General features: G+C 73.2%; 14 protein-coding genes. 12 read left to right on the top strand and 2 right to left on the bottom strand.

Translation table 11 applies throughout. The annotated features are described in order from the left end of the window. Positions 1 to 19: 19 nt before the first annotated feature. On the bottom strand, positions 20 to 904 hold the full coding sequence (locus tag O7542_RS13110; RefSeq protein WP_281606312.1) for a hypothetical protein: 885 nt from the start codon (positions 902 to 904) through the stop codon (positions 20 to 22). Then, positions 901 to 1311, bottom strand: coding sequence for a YbaB/EbfC family nucleoid-associated protein (locus O7542_RS13105; RefSeq protein WP_064446312.1), 411 nt, complete (start codon positions 1309 to 1311; stop codon positions 901 to 903). Before O7542_RS13105 ends, O7542_RS13110 begins: the two co-directional genes overlap by 4 nt. Before the next feature lie 252 nt (positions 1312 to 1563). Between O7542_RS13105 and O7542_RS13100 the strand changes: the two genes are divergently transcribed. From O7542_RS13100 to O7542_RS13045, 12 genes are all read left to right on the top strand, one after another. Further along, positions 1564 to 1884 (top strand): WXG100 family type VII secretion target, encoded by a 321-nt coding sequence (locus O7542_RS13100; protein ID WP_064446311.1) that lies wholly within the window; start codon positions 1564 to 1566, stop codon positions 1882 to 1884. A gap of 38 nt (positions 1885 to 1922) precedes the next feature. After that, complete coding sequence (locus O7542_RS13095) at positions 1923 to 2225, top strand: WXG100 family type VII secretion target (protein WP_064446310.1); 303 nt, start codon at positions 1923 to 1925, stop codon at positions 2223 to 2225. A 135-nt stretch (positions 2226 to 2360) separates the two neighbouring features. Continuing rightward, entirely contained in the window at positions 2361 to 3200 is an 840-nt protein-coding gene (locus O7542_RS13090; RefSeq protein WP_064446534.1) for a hypothetical protein, read from the top strand. Positions 3201 to 3242: 42 nt separating this feature from the next. Next, on the top strand, positions 3243 to 6143 hold the full coding sequence (locus O7542_RS13085) for a hypothetical protein (RefSeq protein ID WP_281606311.1): 2901 nt from the start codon (positions 3243 to 3245) through the stop codon (positions 6141 to 6143). 2 nt (positions 6144 to 6145) lie between these two features. Next, the gene (locus O7542_RS13080) at positions 6146 to 6544 is read left to right on the top strand and encodes a hypothetical protein (protein WP_281606310.1); all 399 of its coding nucleotides are present in this window, start codon (positions 6146 to 6148) and stop codon (positions 6542 to 6544) included. After that, positions 6541 to 10500, top strand: coding sequence for a type VII secretion protein EccCa (gene eccCa, locus O7542_RS13075; RefSeq protein WP_281606309.1), 3960 nt, complete (start codon positions 6541 to 6543; stop codon positions 10498 to 10500). The genes O7542_RS13080 and eccCa overlap by 4 nt, the downstream gene beginning before the upstream one ends. A 13-nt stretch (positions 10501 to 10513) precedes the next feature. Next, positions 10514 to 11923 carry a type VII secretion integral membrane protein EccD gene (eccD, locus tag O7542_RS13070; protein WP_281606308.1) on the top strand — a complete coding sequence of 470 codons (1410 nt, stop codon included), beginning with the start codon at positions 10514 to 10516 and terminating at the stop codon, positions 11921 to 11923. Positions 11924 to 11929: 6 nt separating this feature from the next. After that, positions 11930 to 13285: a type VII secretion protein EccB gene (gene eccB, locus O7542_RS13065; RefSeq protein WP_281606307.1), complete on the top strand. Its 1356-nt coding sequence runs from the start codon at positions 11930 to 11932 to the stop codon at positions 13283 to 13285. Positions 13286 to 13292: 7 nt separating this feature from the next. Further along, positions 13293 to 16502 (top strand): hypothetical protein, encoded by a 3210-nt coding sequence (locus tag O7542_RS13060; protein WP_281606306.1) that lies wholly within the window; start codon positions 13293 to 13295, stop codon positions 16500 to 16502. 4 nt (positions 16503 to 16506) lie between these two features. After that, positions 16507 to 19788 carry a right-handed parallel beta-helix repeat-containing protein gene (locus O7542_RS13055; protein WP_281606305.1) on the top strand — a complete coding sequence of 1094 codons (3282 nt, stop codon included), beginning with the start codon at positions 16507 to 16509 and terminating at the stop codon, positions 19786 to 19788. Positions 19789 to 19821: 33 nt separating this feature from the next. Further along, positions 19822 to 20142, top strand: coding sequence for a YbaB/EbfC family nucleoid-associated protein (locus O7542_RS13050; RefSeq protein WP_069090100.1), 321 nt, complete (start codon positions 19822 to 19824; stop codon positions 20140 to 20142). A gap of 119 nt (positions 20143 to 20261) precedes the next feature. Further along, positions 20262 to 20897 (top strand): response regulator transcription factor, encoded by a 636-nt coding sequence (locus tag O7542_RS13045; protein WP_176722919.1) that lies wholly within the window; start codon positions 20262 to 20264, stop codon positions 20895 to 20897.

The following is a 20897-nucleotide window of genomic DNA, read 5'->3' as shown; positions in this document are numbered from 1 at the left end:
GCGACGGGTGGTGGGTGGCTCAGGCGCCGGTGATGATCGGCGAAGGCGTGCCGTCCGGCGCGTAGCTCAGGTACAGCGGCTGGTAGCCGGGGACGGTGGGGTCGGCGGCCGGGTTCTCCTTGACGACGAAGAATCGGCCCTGTCCGGGATCGATCTCCCTGCCGTCCGGGGTGGTGACAGGCGTTCCGGCCAGCGGGGTGATCGAGTCGTAGAGGTTCGCGTCCACCCGGGTGCTGCCGTCGGCGAACGGGTTGAGCGCGATCAGCCGGTACCCGTCGGGCAGTGGCCGGCCGCCGACGTGCGCGGTCGCGTACTCCGGCTTGGAGAAGTAGGACGAGATGGCCGGCGTGGCGGCGGTGACCGGGATCAGCGGCTCGGCGGGCTCCACCGGCAGCAGCGGCGTGCCCTGCTGCCGCGGAAGGAGCCCGGCCTGCTCGGGGACCGGCTCGCCGGCCGCCCGGCGGCGGGACAGCAGATGAGGCCGGCGCGGCTCACCCTCCGCGGCAGGCTCCGGCACGTCGCCGGTGACCGCCGCCCGCATCGGGTACGCGGGGCGCCGCAGGCCGTCGAAGTCCTTTGCCAACATCCGGCTCACGTCTGCGGCGGCCTCGTCGGCCTCGCGGTACGCCCGGCCACTCTCCTTCAGGCCCTCGGCGGTGTAGTGCAGGGTGCCCTTGACGCCGCCGATGATCGCTTCGAGGTTGTCCATGCCCTGCAGGAACTTCTCCGAGAACTCCTTGCCCATGTCGTCGTCGCCCCAGGCGTTGGAGTACCGGGCGCGCAGCGCGATCGCCTGGGCGAGGTAGGACTCGTAGAGCTGGACGTGCGACTCGTACGCCTTGCCGAGCCCTTCCACACCGTCCGGGTCGACCCACAACCGGCCGCCGGGATTGTTGCCGGTCATTCGGGTCCCCGGGTCAGGAGTTCCCGCACGCTCGTCACCATGCGCGGCTCCTTCGGCAGGAACGCGTCGGCGCCGGCCTGGCCCCGGACCAGCTTGTGGGCGTCGACACCGTCCGGCAGCATCGGCGCCAGCACGTCGGCCGCCTGGTTCATGACCTGTTCCTTGGCGTCGGCGTAGGTGTCGAGGACGAGCCGGGTCAGGTCGGCCGTGGTGAGCCGCTTGTGGGCGCCGGTGGGGAACTGGATGTCGGTGAGCACGCCGTTCTGGCCGACGGTGACGCTCACCTCGCGGCGCGGTGACGACGCGGTGGCCGAGAGCGCGCTCATCCGGGCCTGCATCTCCGTGAGGCTGTTGCGCTGCCGCTCGTACTCCTGGAACAGGCCTTCGATGCGCTCGCTGTAGTTCACGACGGACCACTCCCTCGACGTCGCCGTCAAGTGAAGACGGCGCGGCCGTCGCGCCGGAACTCCGGCCGGGCATCAGTGCATGAAAGTGCAACCACTTTTCCCGGCCTCCCGGCCGTCGCCGCCGGGCGCGGGGGCGCTGCCGTGCAATGTTGGGTGACGTTCGGACATGGCGGCGCGACGAAGTTGCGCCCGCACGGGGCGGCGGATCAACACTCTTCCCTGCCACCTTTCCCTGACATGAGGAGTCCGGCCGTGACGATGCCGAGCGTCAGCACCACCGAAGCGGGTATGCAGCGGGCTGCCCAGGAGTTCTCCGACAAGGCCACCGAGTTCACCAGCCAGCTGCGCGCGGTCAACGGGCAGATGGCCGTCCTGATCTCCTCCTGGACCGGCCAGGCGTCGCAGGGCTTCAACCAGGCCATGGACAACTGGGAGAACGCGTTCCAGCGGGTCATCAACGAGCTGCTGAACATGCTCGAGGTCATGGGCGTGACCACCAAGGGCTACCAGGCGGCCGAGGACGAGGCGTCGAGCGTGGCCAGCTCCTTCGGCGCGGCCCTGCCGGGCATCTGAGCCGTACCCCCGATCCCTGATCTCCCGAGAGGACTGACGTGTCCAACTACACCTTCGACTTCGTGCAGGCAGACGCCGTGCTGACCGACATGCACCGCATCAACGGCCAGATCCAGTCGTCGCTGGAGGAGATGGAGCGCACCGTCGAGGCGAGCCTCGCCCAGTGGACCGGTGCCGCCCAGCAGCAGTACCACGTCTCGAAGGTGGCCTGGAACCAGGCGGCCGACTCGATGGTGGGCTACCTGGAGCAGGCCCGGCAGACGCTGCTGCGGATCTCGGACAACTACGGCACCACCGAGCAGCGTCACGCCATGATCTGGAACGACGTCCGCGGCGGTTGATCCGCCGGGCGGCTGCCGCGGACGCGGCGCGGCAGTCTCCGTCGTCCGTCCCCGGCCCGGTGAGCTAGACGACCCGGGCCGCTGGGGTCTGCGCCTTCGTCCCGCCGCCGTCGACTCTCGAGTGGAGTGATCTCCTTGGCCCGCATTGACTGGGGATACGCCAGCCCCGAAGCCATCGCCGCGATGAACGCCTACGGCATGGGCGACGCCGCCATCGGGAAGCCGGAAGGCACCACTCAGGCGGCGTACGACTCCTGGATGGCCTTCTACAACAAGCACCAGAACCGGCGCACCGGCGTGGATTTCGACAGGTGGAAGGACGAGGTCCGCGCCGAGCACCCGGAGTGGATCGAGGCCCGCGAGTGGTACGACAAGAACATCCTCGACATCGACGGCTGGCGGAACCTCGTCAAGGAGTACAAGGCCAACATCACCGACCCGTCGAACGTGAAGCCGCCCGCGTTCACCGACAAGCCCGACTGGATCGACGAGACGAAGACTCCGACGAACTCGGGCTTCACCCCGCCGGGCATCAGCCCGACGTTCAAGGGTGACACCGCCTCGACCAGCGGCGTGGCCGTGAACACCGCCGCGCTGGAGTGGTTCGCCAACGAGGTGCTGGGCCGGATCACCGGTCCCGGGAACATCCTGCTCACCACCGTGGACCAGTTGAACGCTGTCGACCCGCGGCCCGGGGCCTTCGCCCGCGCGGAGGTGCTGCGGCAGGCGGTGGTCGGGGCGACCGCCCAGGACGGCGGCGTCAAGGGCGACACGAAGGACATGCTCGTCGACATGAACACGGCCCTCCTCGCCGTGCAGCACGCCCTGCTGAAGATGGCCGCCCAGTACAAGAACCTCGAAGAGCTGAACTCGCTGACCACGGAGAAGCTCAACGAGGTCATGGGTGACTCCTTCAAGGGCCTCGACAACCTGAGCACGTACGGCCAGAAGATCATCAAGACCGACGGCAACTAGCGCGGCCGGGCGGTTCTCGCCGCTCGCGAAGAGGGACGGGGCATGGGCAACGGTCTCGGTGAGAGCAAACTCGACGGGTGGAACGACCCCGCGGAGGAGGCAGGGACCTTTCCGCCGAAGGTAATTCCCGTCGGTGACCTGTACGACTACCGGACCTGGGCGACCGAGACCCGGGGCTGGCGCAAGCTCGAGGCCGCGGTCAACGGGGGCGCCGCGGTGTTCAGCGAGGCGGGACTGCAGTACGCAGCCTCCCGCGTCAACGTCGCGTCGGTGGTCGAGGCGGCGCGGGCGTTCCAGGCGACGCAGGACCTGCTGATCTGGCTGGAACAGACCATCCGTACCGCTGTCGCCTCGATGGTCGGTGACGACAAGGCGTGGCAGGGACCCGCGGCCAGCGCGTTCCGCGACAAGATGAACTTCTACGCGGACCTGCTCGGCAAGCAGGCCGAGCACCTCGCCGGCGGCAAGGTCCCGGACTCCGACACCGCGTCGAACGCCATCAACTCCTCCCCGAACCTCACGTCGCTGCCGTCGCAGCTCTACGACGCGGCCAACCACCTCTCCTGGGCCCAGCAGACGATCGCCTACCTGGACGGCGAGTGGGCGAGGATCGCCTCCCAGAACGGCGTCGGCAGCGGCAGCGGCCCGGTGCCGATCAGCGGCACCGAGTACGAGAAGCCGATGGCGCAGCAGATGGCCGAGGTCGTCCACACCGTCGCCGAGCAGTACCGGATCACCACCGACAAGGCGAAGACGGCCGGGGTCACCATGCCGACGCCGAGCATCAGCATGCCTGCGACGTCGCCGTTCCCGACGCCGAACATCACCACGATGAACCTGTCGGCGCCTCCGACGCTCACCCCGCCGGTGTTCACCACGCCCTCCATCGGCGGCATCACCACCGCGCCCCTCACCGCGCCGCCGAACATCACCGTCCCCACGATCACGCCGCCGAACCTCGGCGGCATCGGCGGGCCGGGTCCCGGCCAGGGCCCGGGGACCGTCACCCCGCCGTCGTTCTCCGGCCCGGGCGAGATCGGCGGCCCCACCCCGGGCGGAGGTGGCGTCGGCGGCGGGCTGCCCGGCTTCGACGCCCCGGCGTTCAACGGCCCGGGCGGTATCGGCGGCGGCGGGCTGCCCGGCGGCGGCGTACCGGGCGGGTTCGTCCCCGGGGCGGTGCCGCCGGGGATCAAGCCACCGGGCTCGGCGAATCTCGGCGGCGGCGGTTCGGTGAAGCCGCCGTCGTTCTCCGGCCCGGGCGAGGTCGGCGGTCCGAAGCCCGGAGGCGGAGTCGGCGGGGGCGCCGCCGGCGGCGGGTTCACCCCGCCCGGCGTTCCGGGACTCGGCTCACCCGGCGGCGCCGGCAACGGCGCCGGCGGCAGCCCCGGGCTGCCGGAGAAACCGGACGCGAACGGGCTGCTGGGCAACGGCAAGGACTTCACTCCCGGCGCGATCAGCGGCGTGGACATCCCGGCCGCCCCGGGCGGCGCGGTGCCCGGTGGCGGCGGCTTCCAGTCGCCGATGATGCCGGGCATGCCCGGCGCCGGTGCTCCCGGCGCCGGTGGCGGCGGCGCACCCGCCGTTCCCGAGGCGCCGGACGCCAAGGGCCTGGTGGAAGGTGACGCGGCCGACTGGCAGTCGCCCGGGTTCGACGGCGTGCAGGTTCCCGGCGCGCCGTCCGGCGTGTCGTCCGGCGGCGCCGGGCTGGGCGCGCCCATGCCCGGCATGCCGGGTCCGGCAGGAGGCGCGAACGGTTCCGGCGCCACCGAGTCGCCCGACGCCCGAGGGCTGGTCAGCGGCGACGCCGACGACTGGCGGCCCGGCGTCGACGCCGGCGTGCCGGACGGGTCCGGGGGCGCGCCGGCCGGTGGCGACGGGCTCGGCGGCGTCGACGGGCCGCAGCTTCCCGCCACGTTGCCAGTGGCCTCGGACGTCGGCGTCGACTCGCCGGTGGCGACGGCGCCGGCCGGCATGCCGATGATGCCCGGAGCGCCAGGCGCCCCCGGCACGGGTGCGCCCGCCGGTGGCGTGCCGGACGCGCCGGACGCCTCCGGGCTGATCGAGGCGGATCCCGGCGACTGGAGCCCGCCGGCCCCGGACACCGGAGCGCCGGACGCGCCGTCGGGCGCGGGAGCCGGTGGCGCGGGACTGGAGACGGCGGTCCAATCCGCGCCGGACGTGCCGCCGCCGGTCGCTGGTGACTCGTCCACCGACGGGGTCGCCGTACCCGAGGTGGTGGTCCTGCCCGGCCGGACGGAGGCGACGCCGGTGGCCGTCGGGACGCTGCCGCCCACGCCCGCCGGAACCACACCCCCGGCCAGGCCCGGCGCGTCCGGTCCGGTCCGGCCCGGCGAGGCCGGCCGGACCCCGGCCGCAGCAGCGGGCTGCTCGCCGGACGCGGACGTCGCGGCGGGGGAGTCGCGCGACGGCGCCGAGCCGCCGCGTGCGTCCGTACCCGAGGCGGTCGCGCCACCGACAGTGATGGAGGCGCCGACGGCGGTGGAGCCGCCCACCGGTGAGGCGGGCGGCGGAGAACCGGACGAGGCGCGCCGCAAGACCGGCGGCGGCGTCCCGGTGGCGGACGTCGAGACCGTCGTGCTCCCCGGGGCGCTCGGGCCGGCGGCCGCGGGCGCGGTGGCCGGTCTCGCCGGCCGGAGCCCACGGGCGGGCGGCCCCGCCGACCCGGCCCGGGCCGGCACGCTGCGGCGTCGCTCCGGACGCGACGAGGACCGGGAGCCCGCGGAGAGCGCCGACCCCGCCGCCGGGCTGCGCGAGGACGACGCCGTCTGGGGCGGCGACGGCGACACCCGCCACCACCCGGCCGACGACCACGTCCCGCTGGTCCGGCCGGACGAGGACCCGGACGACAAGGCCGGGTGGGACGACCTCAGCGACGCCGACTGGCTGACCGGCGCGCCCGCCGACCAGGGCACGGAAAGGTGAGCATGTCCGAGACACCGGGGCTCCGGCGTGCCGTGTGGCGACGGGTCCCGCCTGCGAAGGCGACCCGGCCGGCCGACGGCACGTCCGACTTCTTCAGCGCCGACCTGGACAAGATGCGCCGCTGCGGCGAGCCCGCGGCCAGCGACGCGGAGTTCATGGAGGCGCTCGCGACGGCGGAGAAGGAGGAGGCCGAACGCGCCGAGGCGTTCTGGGCCGAGCAGGAGCGGCGCCGCAAGGAGGAGCAGGAGCGGGCGGAGAAGGAGAAGAAGCGCCAGGCCGAGGAGGACGACGACGTCAAGGTGACCGAGCGCTACCGCAACGACCGGTACGCCGTGAAGCTGCTGCGCCAGGAGAACACCGCCTGGGGTGGCGACGACGCCGGGGTGGGGCGGCTCGGATGAGTACGGTCACCGTCAAGCGCCCGCCCCGCGCCACCGGCCCGGAGGCGCCGGAGGGCTCGATCGAGCTCCAGGAGCCGCCGCTGATGGCCGAGGAGGCCCCGCTCGACTTCCGCTCGTTCGCGATGGTCGTGCCGATGGGCCTCGGCATGGGCGCGATGCTCGCCATGTTCGGCCTCTACAACCGCGCCCCGATCATGTACGTGATGGGCGGCGCGATGGCCGGCGGCATGCTGCTCATGGGCGTCATGCAGATCGGCCGCGCGGCCGCCGAGCGTAAGCGCAAGATGCGCGGCGAGCGCCGCGACTTCCTGCGCTACATCGGGCAGCTGCGCAAGCAGGCCCGGGACGCGGCCGACCAGCAGCGCCGGCACGTCCTGTGGAACAACCCGCAGCCGGGCTGGCTGTGGTCGATCGCGATGGGCAGCCGGCTGTGGGAGCGCCGGCCCAGCCACGACGACTTCGGCCGGGTCCGCATCGGTCTCGGCCGGCAGGCCGCGATGCTGAAGTTCAACCCGCCCTCCACCAAGCCGATCGAGGACCTGGAGCCGCTGTCGTCGATCTCGCTGCGGCGCTTCTCCGAGGCGTACCGCACGGTGTCCGGCATCCCCACCTCCGTCGGACTGCCGAGCTTCACCAGCGTCGAGTTCGAGGGCGCCATCGACCCGGCCATCGACCTGGCCCGCGCCATGGTGGCGCAGCTGGCCACCTTCCACGCCCCGGACGAGCTGCGGATCGCCGTGCTCGCCGCCGAGGTGCACCGGGGCCCCTGGGAGTGGGTCAAGTGGCTGCCGCACAACGCGCACCCCACCGCGTACGACGCGGCGGGCCCGGTCCGGATGTTCGCCGGCAGCCACGACGCGCTGATGGACATGCTCGGCCCCGAGATCACCGACCGGGGCGACCACGACCGGGCCGTGAAGCCGACCACCAGCGAGCCGTTCCTGGTGATCGTCGCGCACCTGGTGGACCTGCCGGACAGCTCCCGCCTGCTCGGCGCGGGCATCCGCAACGTGGTGCTGCTCGACCTGACCGGCGCGATGCCCGGCGGCCCGAAGGTGCTGAGGCTGACCGTCACCGATGACACCGTGGAGTTCCCGGCCGGCGCGACGACCGGCACGGCCAGGCGCGACGGGCTCGACGAGACCCAGTGCGAGGCCCTGGCCCGGATCATCGCGCCCAAGCGGACCAGCGGCACGCTGGAGGTCTCCGACGAGCCGCTGGACACCAGCTTCGAGCTGACCACGCTGCTCGGCATCCGCGACGCGATGACCTTCGACGTGCAGGCGCTGTGGCGGACCCGGACCCCGCAGCGCAACCGCCTCATGGTGCCGATCGGCGTCACCGAGGAGGGTGAGGTCATCGAGCTGGACCTGAAGGAGTCCGCGCAGGGCGGCATGGGACCGCACGGCCTGCTCATCGGCGCCACCGGCTCGGGCAAGTCGGAGCTGCTGCGTACCCTCGTCTGCGGCCTGGCCGCGACGCACAGCTCGGAGATCCTCAACCTGGTGCTCGTCGACTTCAAGGGCGGCGCCACGTTCCTCGGCATGGACAAGCTGCCGCACACCTCGGCGGTGATCACCAACCTGGCCGACGAGCTGCCGCTCGTCGACCGGATGCAGGACGCGCTCAACGGCGAGATGACCCGGCGGCAGGAGATGCTGCGTGCCAGCGGCTACGCCTCGCTGTTCGACTACGAGAAGGCGCGCGGCAACGGCGCGCAGCTCGTGCCGTTCCCGGTGCTGCTGATCATCGTGGACGAGTTCAGCGAGCTGCTGTCCAGCAAGAGCGAGTTCATGGACCTGTTCGTCTCCATCGGCCGCCTCGGCCGGTCGCTCGGCGTGCATCTGCTGCTCGCCTCGCAGCGGCTGGACGAGGGCCGGATCAACCGGGTCGAGGGACACCTGTCGTACCGGCTGGCGCTGCGCACGTTCTCCTCGATGGAGTCCCGGTCGGTGATCGGCGTGGGCGCGGCGTACGAGCTGCCGCCCGAGCCCGGCAACGGCTACCTGAAGATCGACACCACGAACCTGGTGCGCTTCAAGGCGGCGTACGTCTCCGGCGCGTACACCGGAACCGGCCGCCTCAGCGGCGTCGCCGACGCCGACGACGAGCTGGCCGACGACGTGGTGCCGTTCACCACCCGGCAGGTCGCCGCGCGCCACGACCCCGGCCGGGACCGCCCGGCCGAGCAGGCCGAGGAGCCCGGCGTGGACGCGGGCGGGCCGAGCCTGGTCGAGGTGCTGCTGGACCGGCTCGCCGGCTCCGGCCCGCCGGCCCGCCAGGTCTGGTTGCCACCGTTGTCCAGTGCGCCCAGCCTGGACTCGCTCATGCCGAGCGTGCTGCCCGACCCGGTGCGCGGCATGACCATCGACGACCCGCTCGTCCAAGGCGGTCTGCGGGTGCCGGTCGGCGTGGTGGACCGGCCCGCCGAGCAGCTGCGCGAGCTGCTGGTGGTGGACCTCAACGGCGCGGACGGCCACGTCGGCATCGCCGGCGCACCGCAGAGCGGCAAGTCGACGCTGCTGCGCAGCCTGATCCTCGCGCTGTCGCTGGCGAACACGCCCCGCGAGGTGCAGTTCTACGGCCTCGACTTCGGCGGCGGCGGTCTCGCCTCGATCTCCGGCCTGCCGCACGTCGGCTCGGTCGCGACGCGGATGGAACGCGACCGCGTCGTCCGTACCGTCGAAGAGGTCCTCCAGGTCATGGAGAAGCGGGAGGCGGAGTTCGCCCGGCACGGGCTCGACTCCATGTCCAGCTACCTCGCCAAGGTCGCCGAGGGGGTGATCGAGGACAGCTTCGGGCACGTCTTCCTGGTCATCGACGGCTGGTACACGATGAAGCAGGACTTCCAGGAGCTGGAGCAGAAGTTCCAGGAACTCGCCTCGCGCGGCCTGTCCTTCGGCGTGCACGTGATCGTCACCGCGACCCGCTGGTCGGAGCTGCGCACCTGGATGCGGGACCTGCTCGGCACCAAGCTGGAGCTGCGGCTCGGCGACGCGATGGAGTCCGAGCACGGCTCCCGCAAGGCGGCCACCGTGCCGAACCAGGTCGGTCGCGGCCTGACCGGGGGCGCGCTGCACTTCCTGGCCGCGCTGCCCCGGATGGACGGCAGCTCCGCGGTGGGCGACCTGGCCGAGGCGACCAAGTCGGTGGTCGAGGAGATCGGCACGTTCTGGCCCGGCCCGACCGCCCCGCCGGTACGGATGCTCCCGGCGCACCTGATGGTCGAGACGCTGCCGCCGCCCGAGTCCGAGTTCAAGGTCGTCATCGGCCAGGACGAGCAGCGTCTCGCCCCGGTCTGGCACGACTTCATGGCCACCCCGCACATGCTGGTCTTCGGCGACAGCGAGACCGGCAAGACCAACATGCTCCGGCTCGTCCTGCGGGCCATCCAGCAGCACTACCCGCCGGAGCGGGCGAAGGTCGTGCTCGGCGACTCACGGCGCGACCTGGACACCGCGATCGGCGCCGCGTACCAGGTGGGCTTCGCGTTCACCGGCGACAAGATGTTCGAGCTGGCCGGCCAGACGTCGGTCTCGATGAACCGGCGGCTGCCAGGGGCGGACGTCTCGTCGGAGCGGATGCGCAAACGCGACTGGTGGGAAGGGCCGGAGCTGTTCGTCATCGTGGACGACTACGACCTGATGACCAAGGGCACCGGCATGGGCTCGACGCTCGACCCCCTCCTGCCGTTGCTGGCCCAGGGCACCTTCATCGGCCTGCACGTGATCGTGGCCCGGAGCACCTCCGGCGCGATGCGGGCCATGATGGACCCGGTGATCCGGCGCATGTGGGAGCTGGGCACGCCCGCCACGCTCTTCTCCTACCCCAAGGAGGAGGGCAAGTTCCTGGGCGAGGCGAAGGCCCGCCAACTGCCGCCCGGGCGCGCCCAGCTCGTCACCCGGCGCGGCGTACGTCTGATGCAGACCGGTTTCGTGTCGGACACGGCCCGATGAGAGAGGCTCGCTGGTGAGCGCAGCGCTGAACGACCAACTGTGCCGGATCACCGTGGTCGGGCCGGCCCGGCGGGCCGACCTGGCCGTGCCGGCCCGGATGCCGGTGGCGAACCTGATGCCGCTGCTGGTGCGGCACACCACCGACCTGTCCCGGGTTCCCGACGGCGACGTGCCCGACGAGTCGTGGGTGCTGCAACGCCTCGGCCAGGCGCCGTTCGAGCTGTCCGGCACGCCGGAGAGCCTGGACTGGCTGGAGGGCGAGGAGCTGCACCTGCGCCCCGCGCAGGACCCGCTGCCCGAACTCGACTTCGACGATCTCGCCGAGGGCGTCGCCACAGTGGTCAACCGGCGGGCCGACAGGTGGCAGCCGGAGTACCGCCGGGTGCTGTTCCTGGTGCTCTTCCTGGTGGCGATGGGCCTGATCGCCGCCGTACTCGTGGACCGGGGCCCGGTGCTGCCCCAGGTGATCGCCGGCGCGGTGCTCGCCGCCGGCCTGTTCACCGCCGCGATCGTCAGCGCCCGCCAGCAGACCGACGGCGCTTTCCCGCTGCTGTTCGGCGGCGGCGCGGCGTTCTTCGCGGCGGTCGCCGCGTCCAGCGCCGTCGACGGCGACCCCGACGGCGTCGCCTGGAACGGCGACGCCGCGCTGGCCGCGGCCGTCGCGATCGTCACGGTCACCGCGTTCCTGCTGGTCGCGCAGCGTACGGTCACGCCGGTCATGCCGTTCGCCCCGCTGCTGATCGTCGCGCTGACCGCCGCGATGGTGGTGCTCGTGCTGCTGGCCGGCGCCGGGTTCCAGCTCACCGCGCCGAAGGTCTCCGCCGTCGCCGTCTCGGTGATCCTCGTGCTGATCGTGATCGCGCCCCGGGCGGCGGTGAAGCTGGCCCGGCTGCGCGGCCCGCAGCTGCCCAAGACCGGCGCCGACATGTCCTACGACATCGAGCCGGAGGACTCCGACCTGGTCAAGGCGCGGGCCGACGAGGCGGACACCTACCTGACCGCCTGCATGACCGCCTCCGCGCTGGTCCTGCCGGTGCTGCTGCACCACACCATGCAGGTACCGGGCTGGTCCGGCTGGACGCTGGTGCTCGTGACATCGAGTGCAATCCTGTTGCGCTCGCGTACCTTCTTCGGTTTCTGGCAGCGGATCGCCCTGGTGGCGGCCGGTACCGTCGGCTATCTCATGGTGGCCCTGATGTTCTCCGACACGCTCGCCCCGACCGGCCGGTACGTGCTGCTCGGCGGGCTCGTCGCCCTCCTGGTGCCGCTGGTGATGGCCGCGCTGCGGCCGTGGCCGCGGCGCATGCTGCCGTTCTGGGAGTACACCGCGGGTGGGCTGGACGTCGCCACCGGCCTGGTCGTGCTGCCGGTGCTCGCCCAGGTGCTGGGGCTCTACGCCTGGGCCCGCGGACTGTTCGGGTAGCCGACCGTGCAGACCCAGCGCGACCATGTGCACGCCCACCAGTTCATGATGGGCCGGCTGAGCTCCGCCCTGGTGCAGGGCGACCCGTCGACGGCGGAGATCCCCGGTCGGCGCGCCGTCACCGGCCTGGCCTTCGGCGTGCTCATCAGCGTCCTGGTCGTGGCCGGGTTCGCCGTCTACGGCTGGATCGTGCCCGGCGGCAGCAAGGCGTACACCAAGGCCGGCGTGATCCTGGTGGAGAAGGAGAGCGGCACCAGATACGTCTACCTCGACGGGATGCTGCGGCCGACGCCGAACCTGACCTCGGCGATGCTGATCCAGGGCGGCTCCGCCACCGTGAAGCTGATCTCCCAGGAGTCGATCAAGGACGTGCCGCGCGGACCGTCCATCGGCATCGACGGCGCGCCGCAGTCGATCGCCACCGGCTCGATGGTCGCCGGGCCGTGGCTCGCCTGCCTGCCCGGATCGGTCGCCGACACCCCCGGCGACCGGCTCGGCCTCAACCTCGACCCGCGTGCGGAAGCCACCGCGGTACCGGCCGACCGGTTCGTGGTGGTCCGCGACGCCGCCGGGCCGACCTACCTGGTGACCGCCGATCGCAAGTTCCGGGTCGGCGACCCGGCCGTGCTCGTCGCGCTCGGCGCCACCACGACCCGCCGGGTGCCCGCGCCGGAGAACTGGCTCGCCTTCCTGCCCGACGGGCCGGCCCTGACGCCGGCCACGATCCCCGGTGAGGGCCGGTCCGGCCGGGTCGGCGACCGCACGTACCCGGTCGGCACGCTGTTCCGCCAGCAGCCCGACACCGGCGCGGAGCAGCTGCTGGTGCTGCGCAGCGACGGCCTGGCCCCGCTGAGCCGCACCGAGTTCCTGCTCGCCACGGCCACCACCGGCGCGAAGGCGGTCGAGCTGACCGCCGCCGACCTCGCCGCCGCGCGCATGTCGACCGACCGGTCGCTGCTGACCCGGCTGCCCGACCTGACCGGCCTCACCCCGCAGGAGCCCGCCCCGAACGCGCTGTGCCTGCGGCAGAGCGCGGTGGACGGCACGCGGTTCGCCAGCACCGCCGTCCTCGTCCCGCTGGACCGCTCCGGCGTCGGCCCCGCCGGGCAGGCGTCGGTACGCACCCGGCCGGGCAGCGGCATGGCCGTGCTCCCGGCGCCCTTCGACTCGGACAGGGTGGCCCCCCTGCCCACCTACATCGCGGACGACGGAAAGGCGTACCCCGTCGGCGACCAGGACTCGGCGAAGGCGCTGAAGCTCGACCGGGTCCCGCACGTGCCCTTCCCGAAGGAGTTGCTCGCGTTGCTGCCGCAGGGCCCGGCGCTGAGCCTGAGGGCCATCGCGGCCGCGGAAGTGGGGTAGGTCGACCATGGCGACCCGGATCCGGGACCTGTTCGGCGGCGGCAAGGACCGCCCCGGCGGCGTCGTGCAGCACACGGTCGGCAACGCACTCGTGGTCCACGCCGAGGACGCGATCAGCCCCGAGGCGCAGTCGCTGGCACTGTCCATGATCGAGGACGCGGAGAACGACGTCGTCGTGCTCGACCTCGGCGACGGCATGCCGATCAGCGCGTGGGAGTCGATGGCCGGGGTGCTGCCGCGCCGCCGCCGCGGCATCCGCCTGGTCGCCTGCGGCCGGCACGGCAACTCCGCGGCGATGGCTGGGCAGTGGCTCTCCGAGCGGCTCAACCGCACCGTCATCGCCCCGGACGGCGACCTGGTACGCGGCTCGGCCGGCACGCTGTTCGTCCACTCCGTACCGGGCAGCGGCTGGGTGCGGTTCCGGCCCGGCCGCCCGCCGGCCTGGGACGCGAAGCGCTACCCGACGCCGACGTGGGACCGGGCCGCCGTCGACACCCGCCCGTCCAGCGCCGTCGCCGAGATCGAGCCGATCCCGGCCGGGGTCTGGATCCACAGCAACCGCGACCCGCAGGTGGTCGACCCGCAGCGGCGGCGGCTGACCGCGTACGTGCCGTGCCAGGCGGAGACCATGTCGGTGCTGCTGGGCTGCCCCGGCACACCGCCGCTGTCGCTCGACGACGTGGTGCGCTTCTGGCGCGGACTGGACGAGGAGCACCGGCAGCGGGTGCGCTTCGTGCAGTTCGGCGAGATCCGCATGCCGGAGGGCGAGGCGTTCGGGCAGGCGCTCGCCGACCTGCTCAACACCGAGGTCACCTGCTACACCGGCGTGCCGATCGGCAGCCCGCAGAAGTACGAGATCCGTACCGTGCTGCCGGACGGCGCGTTCGGCTGGGCCCCGTACGCGCTGGAACTGTCCTACTCGCCCCGGGCGCACCCCAACTCGCGGGCCCGCCGTCCCACGGTGCTGCGCCACCGTCCGCCGCTGACCGGCGCCGAGGAGCTCGCGCCCCGCGTCTACTGGTTCGCCCCGGGCGCGGTGGTCGAGGTGGTGCAGAGCGGGCTCTGGGTACGGGCCACCGCCGAGCCGAAGAACGCCGAGCAGGTTCGGGCCGCGATGCTCGACGCCCGCAGCGGCACGCTTGTCTTCGACGACACCGTCCACGCCGCCGCCGAGCGGATGCGGGAACTGGCGGCCGACCTGGCCGCACGGGTGGACGGCATGGCCGGCACCGCCCGGACGCTGATGCCGGCGTCGGTGCTCGTACCCGGTGCGAAGCCGTCCAGCCGGGCGCAGGTGGTCGTCGACCTGGAAGCGGAGACGCGCGCGATGGTCGGCCCCGCTCCGATGCCGGCGTACGTGGAGGTGGCGCCGCCCGCGCCGGTCGCCCCGGCGTCGGCGGACAGCGTGGTGGTCGCCGGTCCCGCGCCGGTGACGTCCGAGCGGGACCCGCTCGCGAGCACGCCCACGCTGCCGCCTCCGCCGGCGGTGCCGCGCCCGGTCGCGCCCGGGGTCCCGGCGTTCCCCACGCTGCCGCCTCCGCCGGTGCTGCTGGTCGCGTCCGAGCTGCCGGCCCCTCCCGTGGTGCCGTCCGGGTCGGATCTGCCGGCGCCGCTCGTGCCGGAGCTGCCGCCGCCACCCGTGGCGTTCGCGTCGGATCTGCCGGCGCCGCCCGTGGTGCCGCCTCCGGTCGAGCCGGTGCTGCCGGCCGCCCCTGGCGAGCGGGCCGTCTCCGGTCCGCCCTCCGCCGTGCCCGCTGCCGCCGGCCCGGCACCCGTCCCGCCTGCGGCCCTGGCCGGGCCGGTCCCCGCCGGCCGTCCGATCCCGTCCGGCGGGTCAGGGGAGTCGGCGGGGCAGAACGGGCGGCCTGCGCTGCCTGAGCCGATCGTCGCCGCCGAACCGGTGGTAACGGTCGAGCCCGTCGAGCCCGTCGAGCCCGTCGAGCCGGTCGGGTCGCTCGGGCCGGTCCCGCCGGTCGGGTCGGTCGCCCCGGCCGAACGAGCCGGAGCGCCCGAGCCGGTGGAGCACGCCGATCCGCTGGTCCACGCCGAGCCGTCGGCGCACACCGAGGCCACCGGAGGAGGGCTCACGGAGGCCGGCGGACAGGACGCCGCGCCCGGCGCGTACCCGATCCCCGAGCCGCCCACGATGCCAGCCGGCTTCGGCGAGCCGGAGCCGCCGACCATGCCGGCCGGTTTCGGCCAGGCGCTCGCGACGCCGCCACCGGTGGCGCCCGGGCCGGTCCCGCCCACCGTGCCGTCGCTGACGGTCCACGCCGTCGATCCGATTCCCGCAGCGGCGACTCCGGCCACTACCTCGGCTCCGGCGACCGCGTCGGGAGAGGTCGAACCATCGGCCGCTGAGGCCGGGCCGCCCGGCGAGGCCGAGCCGGCCGACAGCGCCGAGGCCCGGGTGCAGCCGGTCCCCTCCGCCGGCGCGGGCGCGCTGCTGTCGGAGAAGAAGGGGCTCGCCGACGAGCGGGCCTGGCTGCGCCGTACGCTCAGCCGCGAGTTCGACGTGATGGCCAGCTCGGTGTCCCGGATCATGTCGCAGCACCCGGGCATGCAGGGCTCCGGCGTGTCGACTGAGGACGTGCTCGCCGACTCGGTCGCGTTGCGGCTCTACCTGACCGGCCGGGGCCCGGGCGTCGACGCCGGCCTGCGTTCCGGTCGCAAGGGCCCGCACGTGCCGTTCGCGCGCTGCGTGGTCGCCGGGGTCTCCCGGATGCCGTCCTTCCGGGGGACGACCGTCTACCGGCTGTCCCCGACCGACCGGGAGTGGGAGCTCTACCAGGACCGCCGCCTGGTCACCGACTGGAGCTTCGTCAACGCGCTCACCCAGCCGTGCGCGACCGAGGACGGCGACACCGACGTGCTGATCTGGTCGATGACGGCCCGCCGTACCAGCCTGCTGGAGCCGGAGGGGGACGAGCACGTCGAGGACCGGGTGCTGTTCCTTCCGGGCACGAACTTCAAGGTGCTGGACCAGCGCCGGCCCGCGGCGGGCGAGCGCGGCGCGGTCCTGCTGCGGGAGATCGGCGCCAACGAGATCGACGACACCGGCCGGGTCGACTCCAACCGGGTGTCGCTCGACGAGCTGGCGGTCACGTCGCTGCGGCGCAGCCTGGACCGGTGGGCCACGGCCGAGCCCCGGGAGCGGATCGGCGCCGGGGCCCGTGGCCGTCTCCGGGTGCTGCCCGGACTGGACCGGAAGGGGTGACGCCGTGAGTCGGCAGGTTCTCGTGGTGGGAGACCGTAAGGCGGGCTCCTATCCGACCATCGGCTCGGCGCTGTCCCGGGCCGAGCCCGGCGCCACGATCGACGTCCACCCCGGCCGGTACGTCGAGAAGCTGGTGGTCGGCGACCGGGTGACGATCAGCGCCGTCCAGCCCGGCACCGTCGAGGTTCATGTGGAGGAGGGCAGCGTCCTCGTCGTCCGTGGCGAGGGCGCCCAGCTGCGCGGCATCACGCTCAGCAGCGCCGACACGACGCTGGCGGCGGTCGACGTGTACGCGGGCGAGGTGGCGCTGGACGACTGCCGGGTCAGCGGCGCCTCCTGGGTCACGCTGCTGGCGCGGATGCAGGGCACCGTGGCGCTGCGCGGCTGCGACGTGACCAGCTCGGCCGGCGCGGGCGTGGTGGTGATGTCGGCCGGGTCCAGCACGATCGAGGACACCGTCGTCCACGACGTCGCCACGAGCAGTGTCGTGGCCGGGGAGAGCAGCGCCCTGACGCTGCGCCGCTGCCGCCTGCGCACGGCCGGCGCGAACAGCGTCTGCGTGGGCGGCGACGCCCGGCTCACCGTCGAGCAGTGCGAGATCGCCGGGGCGGGCAAGCCGGCTCTCGTGGTCGAGCAGCGGGCCTGGGCCCGCATCCGCGGCCTGACCGTCACCGGAAGCGGGAACGTCGACGTCTTCGTCCGCGGCGAGGCCGACGTGCAGATCAGCGACTCGACGTTCACCGGCGCCGCGGTGCAGTCGGCGCACATCGCCGAGGGCGCGTCGCCGTCGTTCCGCAACTGCGTGTTCGGCGGGGCCGGGCACACCGCCGTGCAGGTGCTCGGCGCCGGACGGCCGACGTTCACCGACTGCACGGTCCTGGACTCGCCGGTCGGCGTCGCGGTCAGCGGCGGCGCACCGCGTTTCCTCGGGCTGACGGTCCGGGGCACGCGGGAGCACGTCGCCGTGCTCGCCGGTGAGTCGACGGTCGTGCTGCAGCGGCTGCGGGCCGAGATCACCGCGGGCGCCGGGGTCCTGGTCCAGGACGGCGCGTCGCTGGAGGGCGCCGACCTGGCCGTCGACGCCGGCGACGCGACAGCGCTCGCGCTCACCGGTCCCGCGCGGGCCGTCGTGCGGGAAGCCCGCTTCACCGGTACGGGGGCCGCCTGCGTGCGGGTGGGCCCCGGCGCCGACCTGACGCTGCGCGCGGCCCTGCTGCGGGGCTCCGGCGTACTCGTCGAGGGTGCTCTCCAGATGGGCGACAGCGAGATCGCCGACGCGGCCCGGGACGGCCTGCGGGTGACCGGCGCGGCGGCGGTCACCCAGGTCCGGGTGCGCCACGCCCGAGCGGACGGTGTGGTGTTCGAGGCCGGGTCCCGCGGGTCGGTCACCGACGGCGAGGTGCTGGGCAGTGGCGCGGCCGGCATCGGCGTGGACACCGAGGAGCCGGTGGCGCTCACCCGCTGCGTGGTGCGCGACAGCGGCGGCGAGGACGTGCGCCGCTCGCCCGGCGCCACGCTGACCGTCGACGCGCTGACGGTGGGCCGCCAGCAGGCCACGCCGCCCCCGGTCCCCGGCCCGGCGCCCGTCCCGCCGGCCGGCGACGACGGTACGGCCGAGGAGAGCGGCGGCGACGAGCTGAGCGAGCCGTTGCGCCAGTTGAACGGCCTGATCGGTCTGCGCGGGGTGAAGCAGGAGGTCACCGCGCTGATCAACCTGATCAAGATGTCGCAGGTGCGGCTCCAGATGGGGCTGCCGATGCCGCCGATGAGCCGGCACCTGGTCTTCGCCGGCCCACCCGGTACGGGCAAGACCACAGTGGCCCGCCTCTACGGCTCGGTGCTCAAGGAGCTGGGCATCCTGTCCAAAGGCCACATGGTGGAGGCGGCGCGGGCCGACCTGGTGGGCCAGTACATCGGCTCCACCGCGATCAAGACCACCGAGCTGGTCACCAAGGCGCTCGGCGGCGTGCTGTTCATCGACGAGGCGTACACGCTGTCCAGCGGCTCGGGCGGCTCGGGCCCGGACTTCGGGCAGGAGGCCATCGACGCGCTGATGAAGATGATGGAGGACCACCGCGACGAGCTGGTGGTGATCGTCGCCGGGTACTCGGAGCTGATGGAGCAGTTCCTCGCCTCCAACCCCGGTATGGCGTCGCGCTTCACACGCACCATCGAGTTCCCGAACTACTCCGTCGAGGAACTTGTCACCATCACCTCCAACCTGGTCAGCAAGCACTACTACGAGCTGACCGACGACGCGGTTGACGCGCTGACCGCGTACTTCACCCGGGTGCCGAGGAACGCGACGTTCGGCAACGGCCGGGTCGCCCGCAAGCTGTTCGAGGCGCTGATCAACAACCAGGCGTCCCGGCTGGCGGCCCACCCGCCGACGAAGGACAACGAGCTGAACCGGCTCACCGCCGCCGACGTCGAGCCCGAGCTGGCGCTGCTGGAGGACCTGCCGGTCGAGCCCGGTGAGCAGCCCGACGCGGCGACCGACCCGACCGGCGCCATCAACGCGGCCCGCAGCTGGAAGCGGATCTGCGGGCTGGTCGGCGGGCAGCGGGTGAAGGAGGCGGCCGGGCAGACGCTGTTGCAGTTGTGCGAGGGACGCAACCGCAGGCGGGGCCCGGGCCGTACCGGAAACGTGCTGATCGGCGGCGCGGCCGGCAGCGGCCGCGGCGAGTACGCCCGGCTCTACGCCGCCTGCCTGTCGGAGCTGGGCCTGGTGCCGGTCGGCCAGCTCGTGCGGGTGAGCACCCGCCGGGAGCTGGCGCCGCAGTGGCCGGGGCAGGCCGCCAGCCTGGTGACCGCGGTCCTCGACGACGCGGCCGGGGGCGTGCTCCAGCTCGACTACGTCGACGACGGCTCCGGGGTGGCGCCGGAGATCGCCGAGGCGCTCGTCGCGCAGATGCGTTCCCGGCTCGGCGACCCGGTGGTGGTGCTGACCGGCGAGGAGCCGGCGCTGGCGAGCCTGCGTGCCGCGGTGCCCGCGGTGAACGAGGTGTTCGGCCAGCAGTGGTCGGTGCCCGAGCTCAGCACCGACGAGCTGGCCGAGATCGTGCTGCGGCACCTGGTGCGGCGGGGCCACGAGGTCCCCGACGACGTCCGGGAGGCGCTGGCCCGGATGGCCGGTCAGCTGCCCGGGCGCACCGTCCACGCCGCCCACCAGTTCTCGCTCGCCCTGACCCGGCGCACCGGCTCCCGCACGCTCGCGCTCGCCGACCTGGCCGTGGCGCCGGCCGCGGTCGGCGAGCGTCTCGGCGGCCTGGCCGCCGTCGGCTGACGGTACGCCCGCTTCCCGTAGAAAGGTCCTCGCATGCAGCCCGAAGCCAAGCCGATCCCGCCCTCGTTCCAGGAGTTCATGGAGAACGCGCAGCGGCTCGAGGACCAGATGCGCGCCGCGCAGACGGAGCTGGAGAAGGCGATCGTCACCGGCCGCTCCCAGGACGGCACGGTCGTGGTCATGGCCAGTGGCCTGGGCAAGGTCCAGGCCGTCCGGGTCGACCCCCGGGTGTACGAGCAGCGTGACGCCGCGTCACTGCAAACGGCGATCATGGAGGCGATCCAGGCCGCCGCCGCGAACGCCGGGAAGCTCGCCACGGAGAAGATGGGTCCCGTCGAAATCAATCTTCACTGACTGAAAAAAGTCTGACCAGCGATTACGTGCCGATCTTCACGGGTTGCCGCGCCTCGCGGCACCACTGTGGAGATTTCCTGAAGGAGTCTCCACGAGACTGTCAGCCCCTACTGACAGTGATGGAGATGGCTGTGGAGCAAGTTGCCGTCTTTGTGCACGCGCCGGACCCGCTGACCCACACCGGGCTGACCGCCCACCTCCGGTCGCGGTCGGACGTCACGCTGCTGGACAGCGCGGACCGGACCCGCGCGCAGGTGCTGATCGTCGCGGCGGACCGCCTCACCACCGACGTGATCGCCATGCTGCGCCTCGCCGCGACCGAGATCGGCGCGCCCGTCGTGCTGATCACCACCGACATCAGCGAGCAGGAGCTGCTGACCGCCGTGGAGTGCCGGGTGGTGGCGGTCCTGCCACGCGCGGCGGTCACCGCCGAACGCCTCGCGCACAGCGTGCTGGCGGCCGCCTCCGGCGGCGGCGTGCTGCCCCCGAACCTGGTGGGCGAACTGCTCAAGCACATCGAACGGCTCCAGCGCGACGTGCTCAACCCGAACGGGCTCAACGCCTCGGGGCTCACGGCGCGCGAGATCGACGTGCTCCGGCTGATGGCCGAGGGCTTCGACACCAACGAGATCGCCGACGAACTGCGCTACTCCGAACGTACGGTGAAGAACGTCATCTACGGCCTCAACCACCGCCTGAAGCTGCGCAACCGCTCGCACGCGGTCGCCTACGCCCTGCGCTCCGGCATGATCTGA

This window comes from Micromonospora sp. WMMC264 (assembly GCF_027497275.1).
GTDB lineage: Bacteria > Actinomycetota > Actinomycetes > Mycobacteriales > Micromonosporaceae > Micromonospora > Micromonospora chalcea.
This window is presented reverse-complemented; position numbering and strand designations above follow the sequence as displayed.

What these genes read in the sequence shown, in the direction of transcription:
- O7542_RS13110 (WP_281606312.1), bottom strand. Translation starts at nt 904, where the DNA reads ATGACCGGCAACAATCCCGGCGGCCGGTTGTGGGTCGACCCGGACGGT.
- O7542_RS13085 (WP_281606311.1), top strand. Translation starts at nt 3,243, where the DNA reads ATGGGCAACGGTCTCGGTGAGAGCAAACTCGACGGGTGGAACGACCCC.
- O7542_RS13080 (WP_281606310.1), top strand. Translation starts at nt 6,146, where the DNA reads ATGTCCGAGACACCGGGGCTCCGGCGTGCCGTGTGGCGACGGGTCCCG.
- eccCa (WP_281606309.1), top strand. Translation starts at nt 6,541, where the DNA reads ATGAGTACGGTCACCGTCAAGCGCCCGCCCCGCGCCACCGGCCCGGAG.
- O7542_RS13060 (WP_281606306.1), top strand. Translation starts at nt 13,293, where the DNA reads ATGGCGACCCGGATCCGGGACCTGTTCGGCGGCGGCAAGGACCGCCCC.
- O7542_RS13050 (WP_069090100.1), top strand. Translation starts at nt 19,822, where the DNA reads ATGCAGCCCGAAGCCAAGCCGATCCCGCCCTCGTTCCAGGAGTTCATG.
- O7542_RS13045 (WP_176722919.1), top strand. Translation starts at nt 20,262, where the DNA reads ATGGAGATGGCTGTGGAGCAAGTTGCCGTCTTTGTGCACGCGCCGGAC.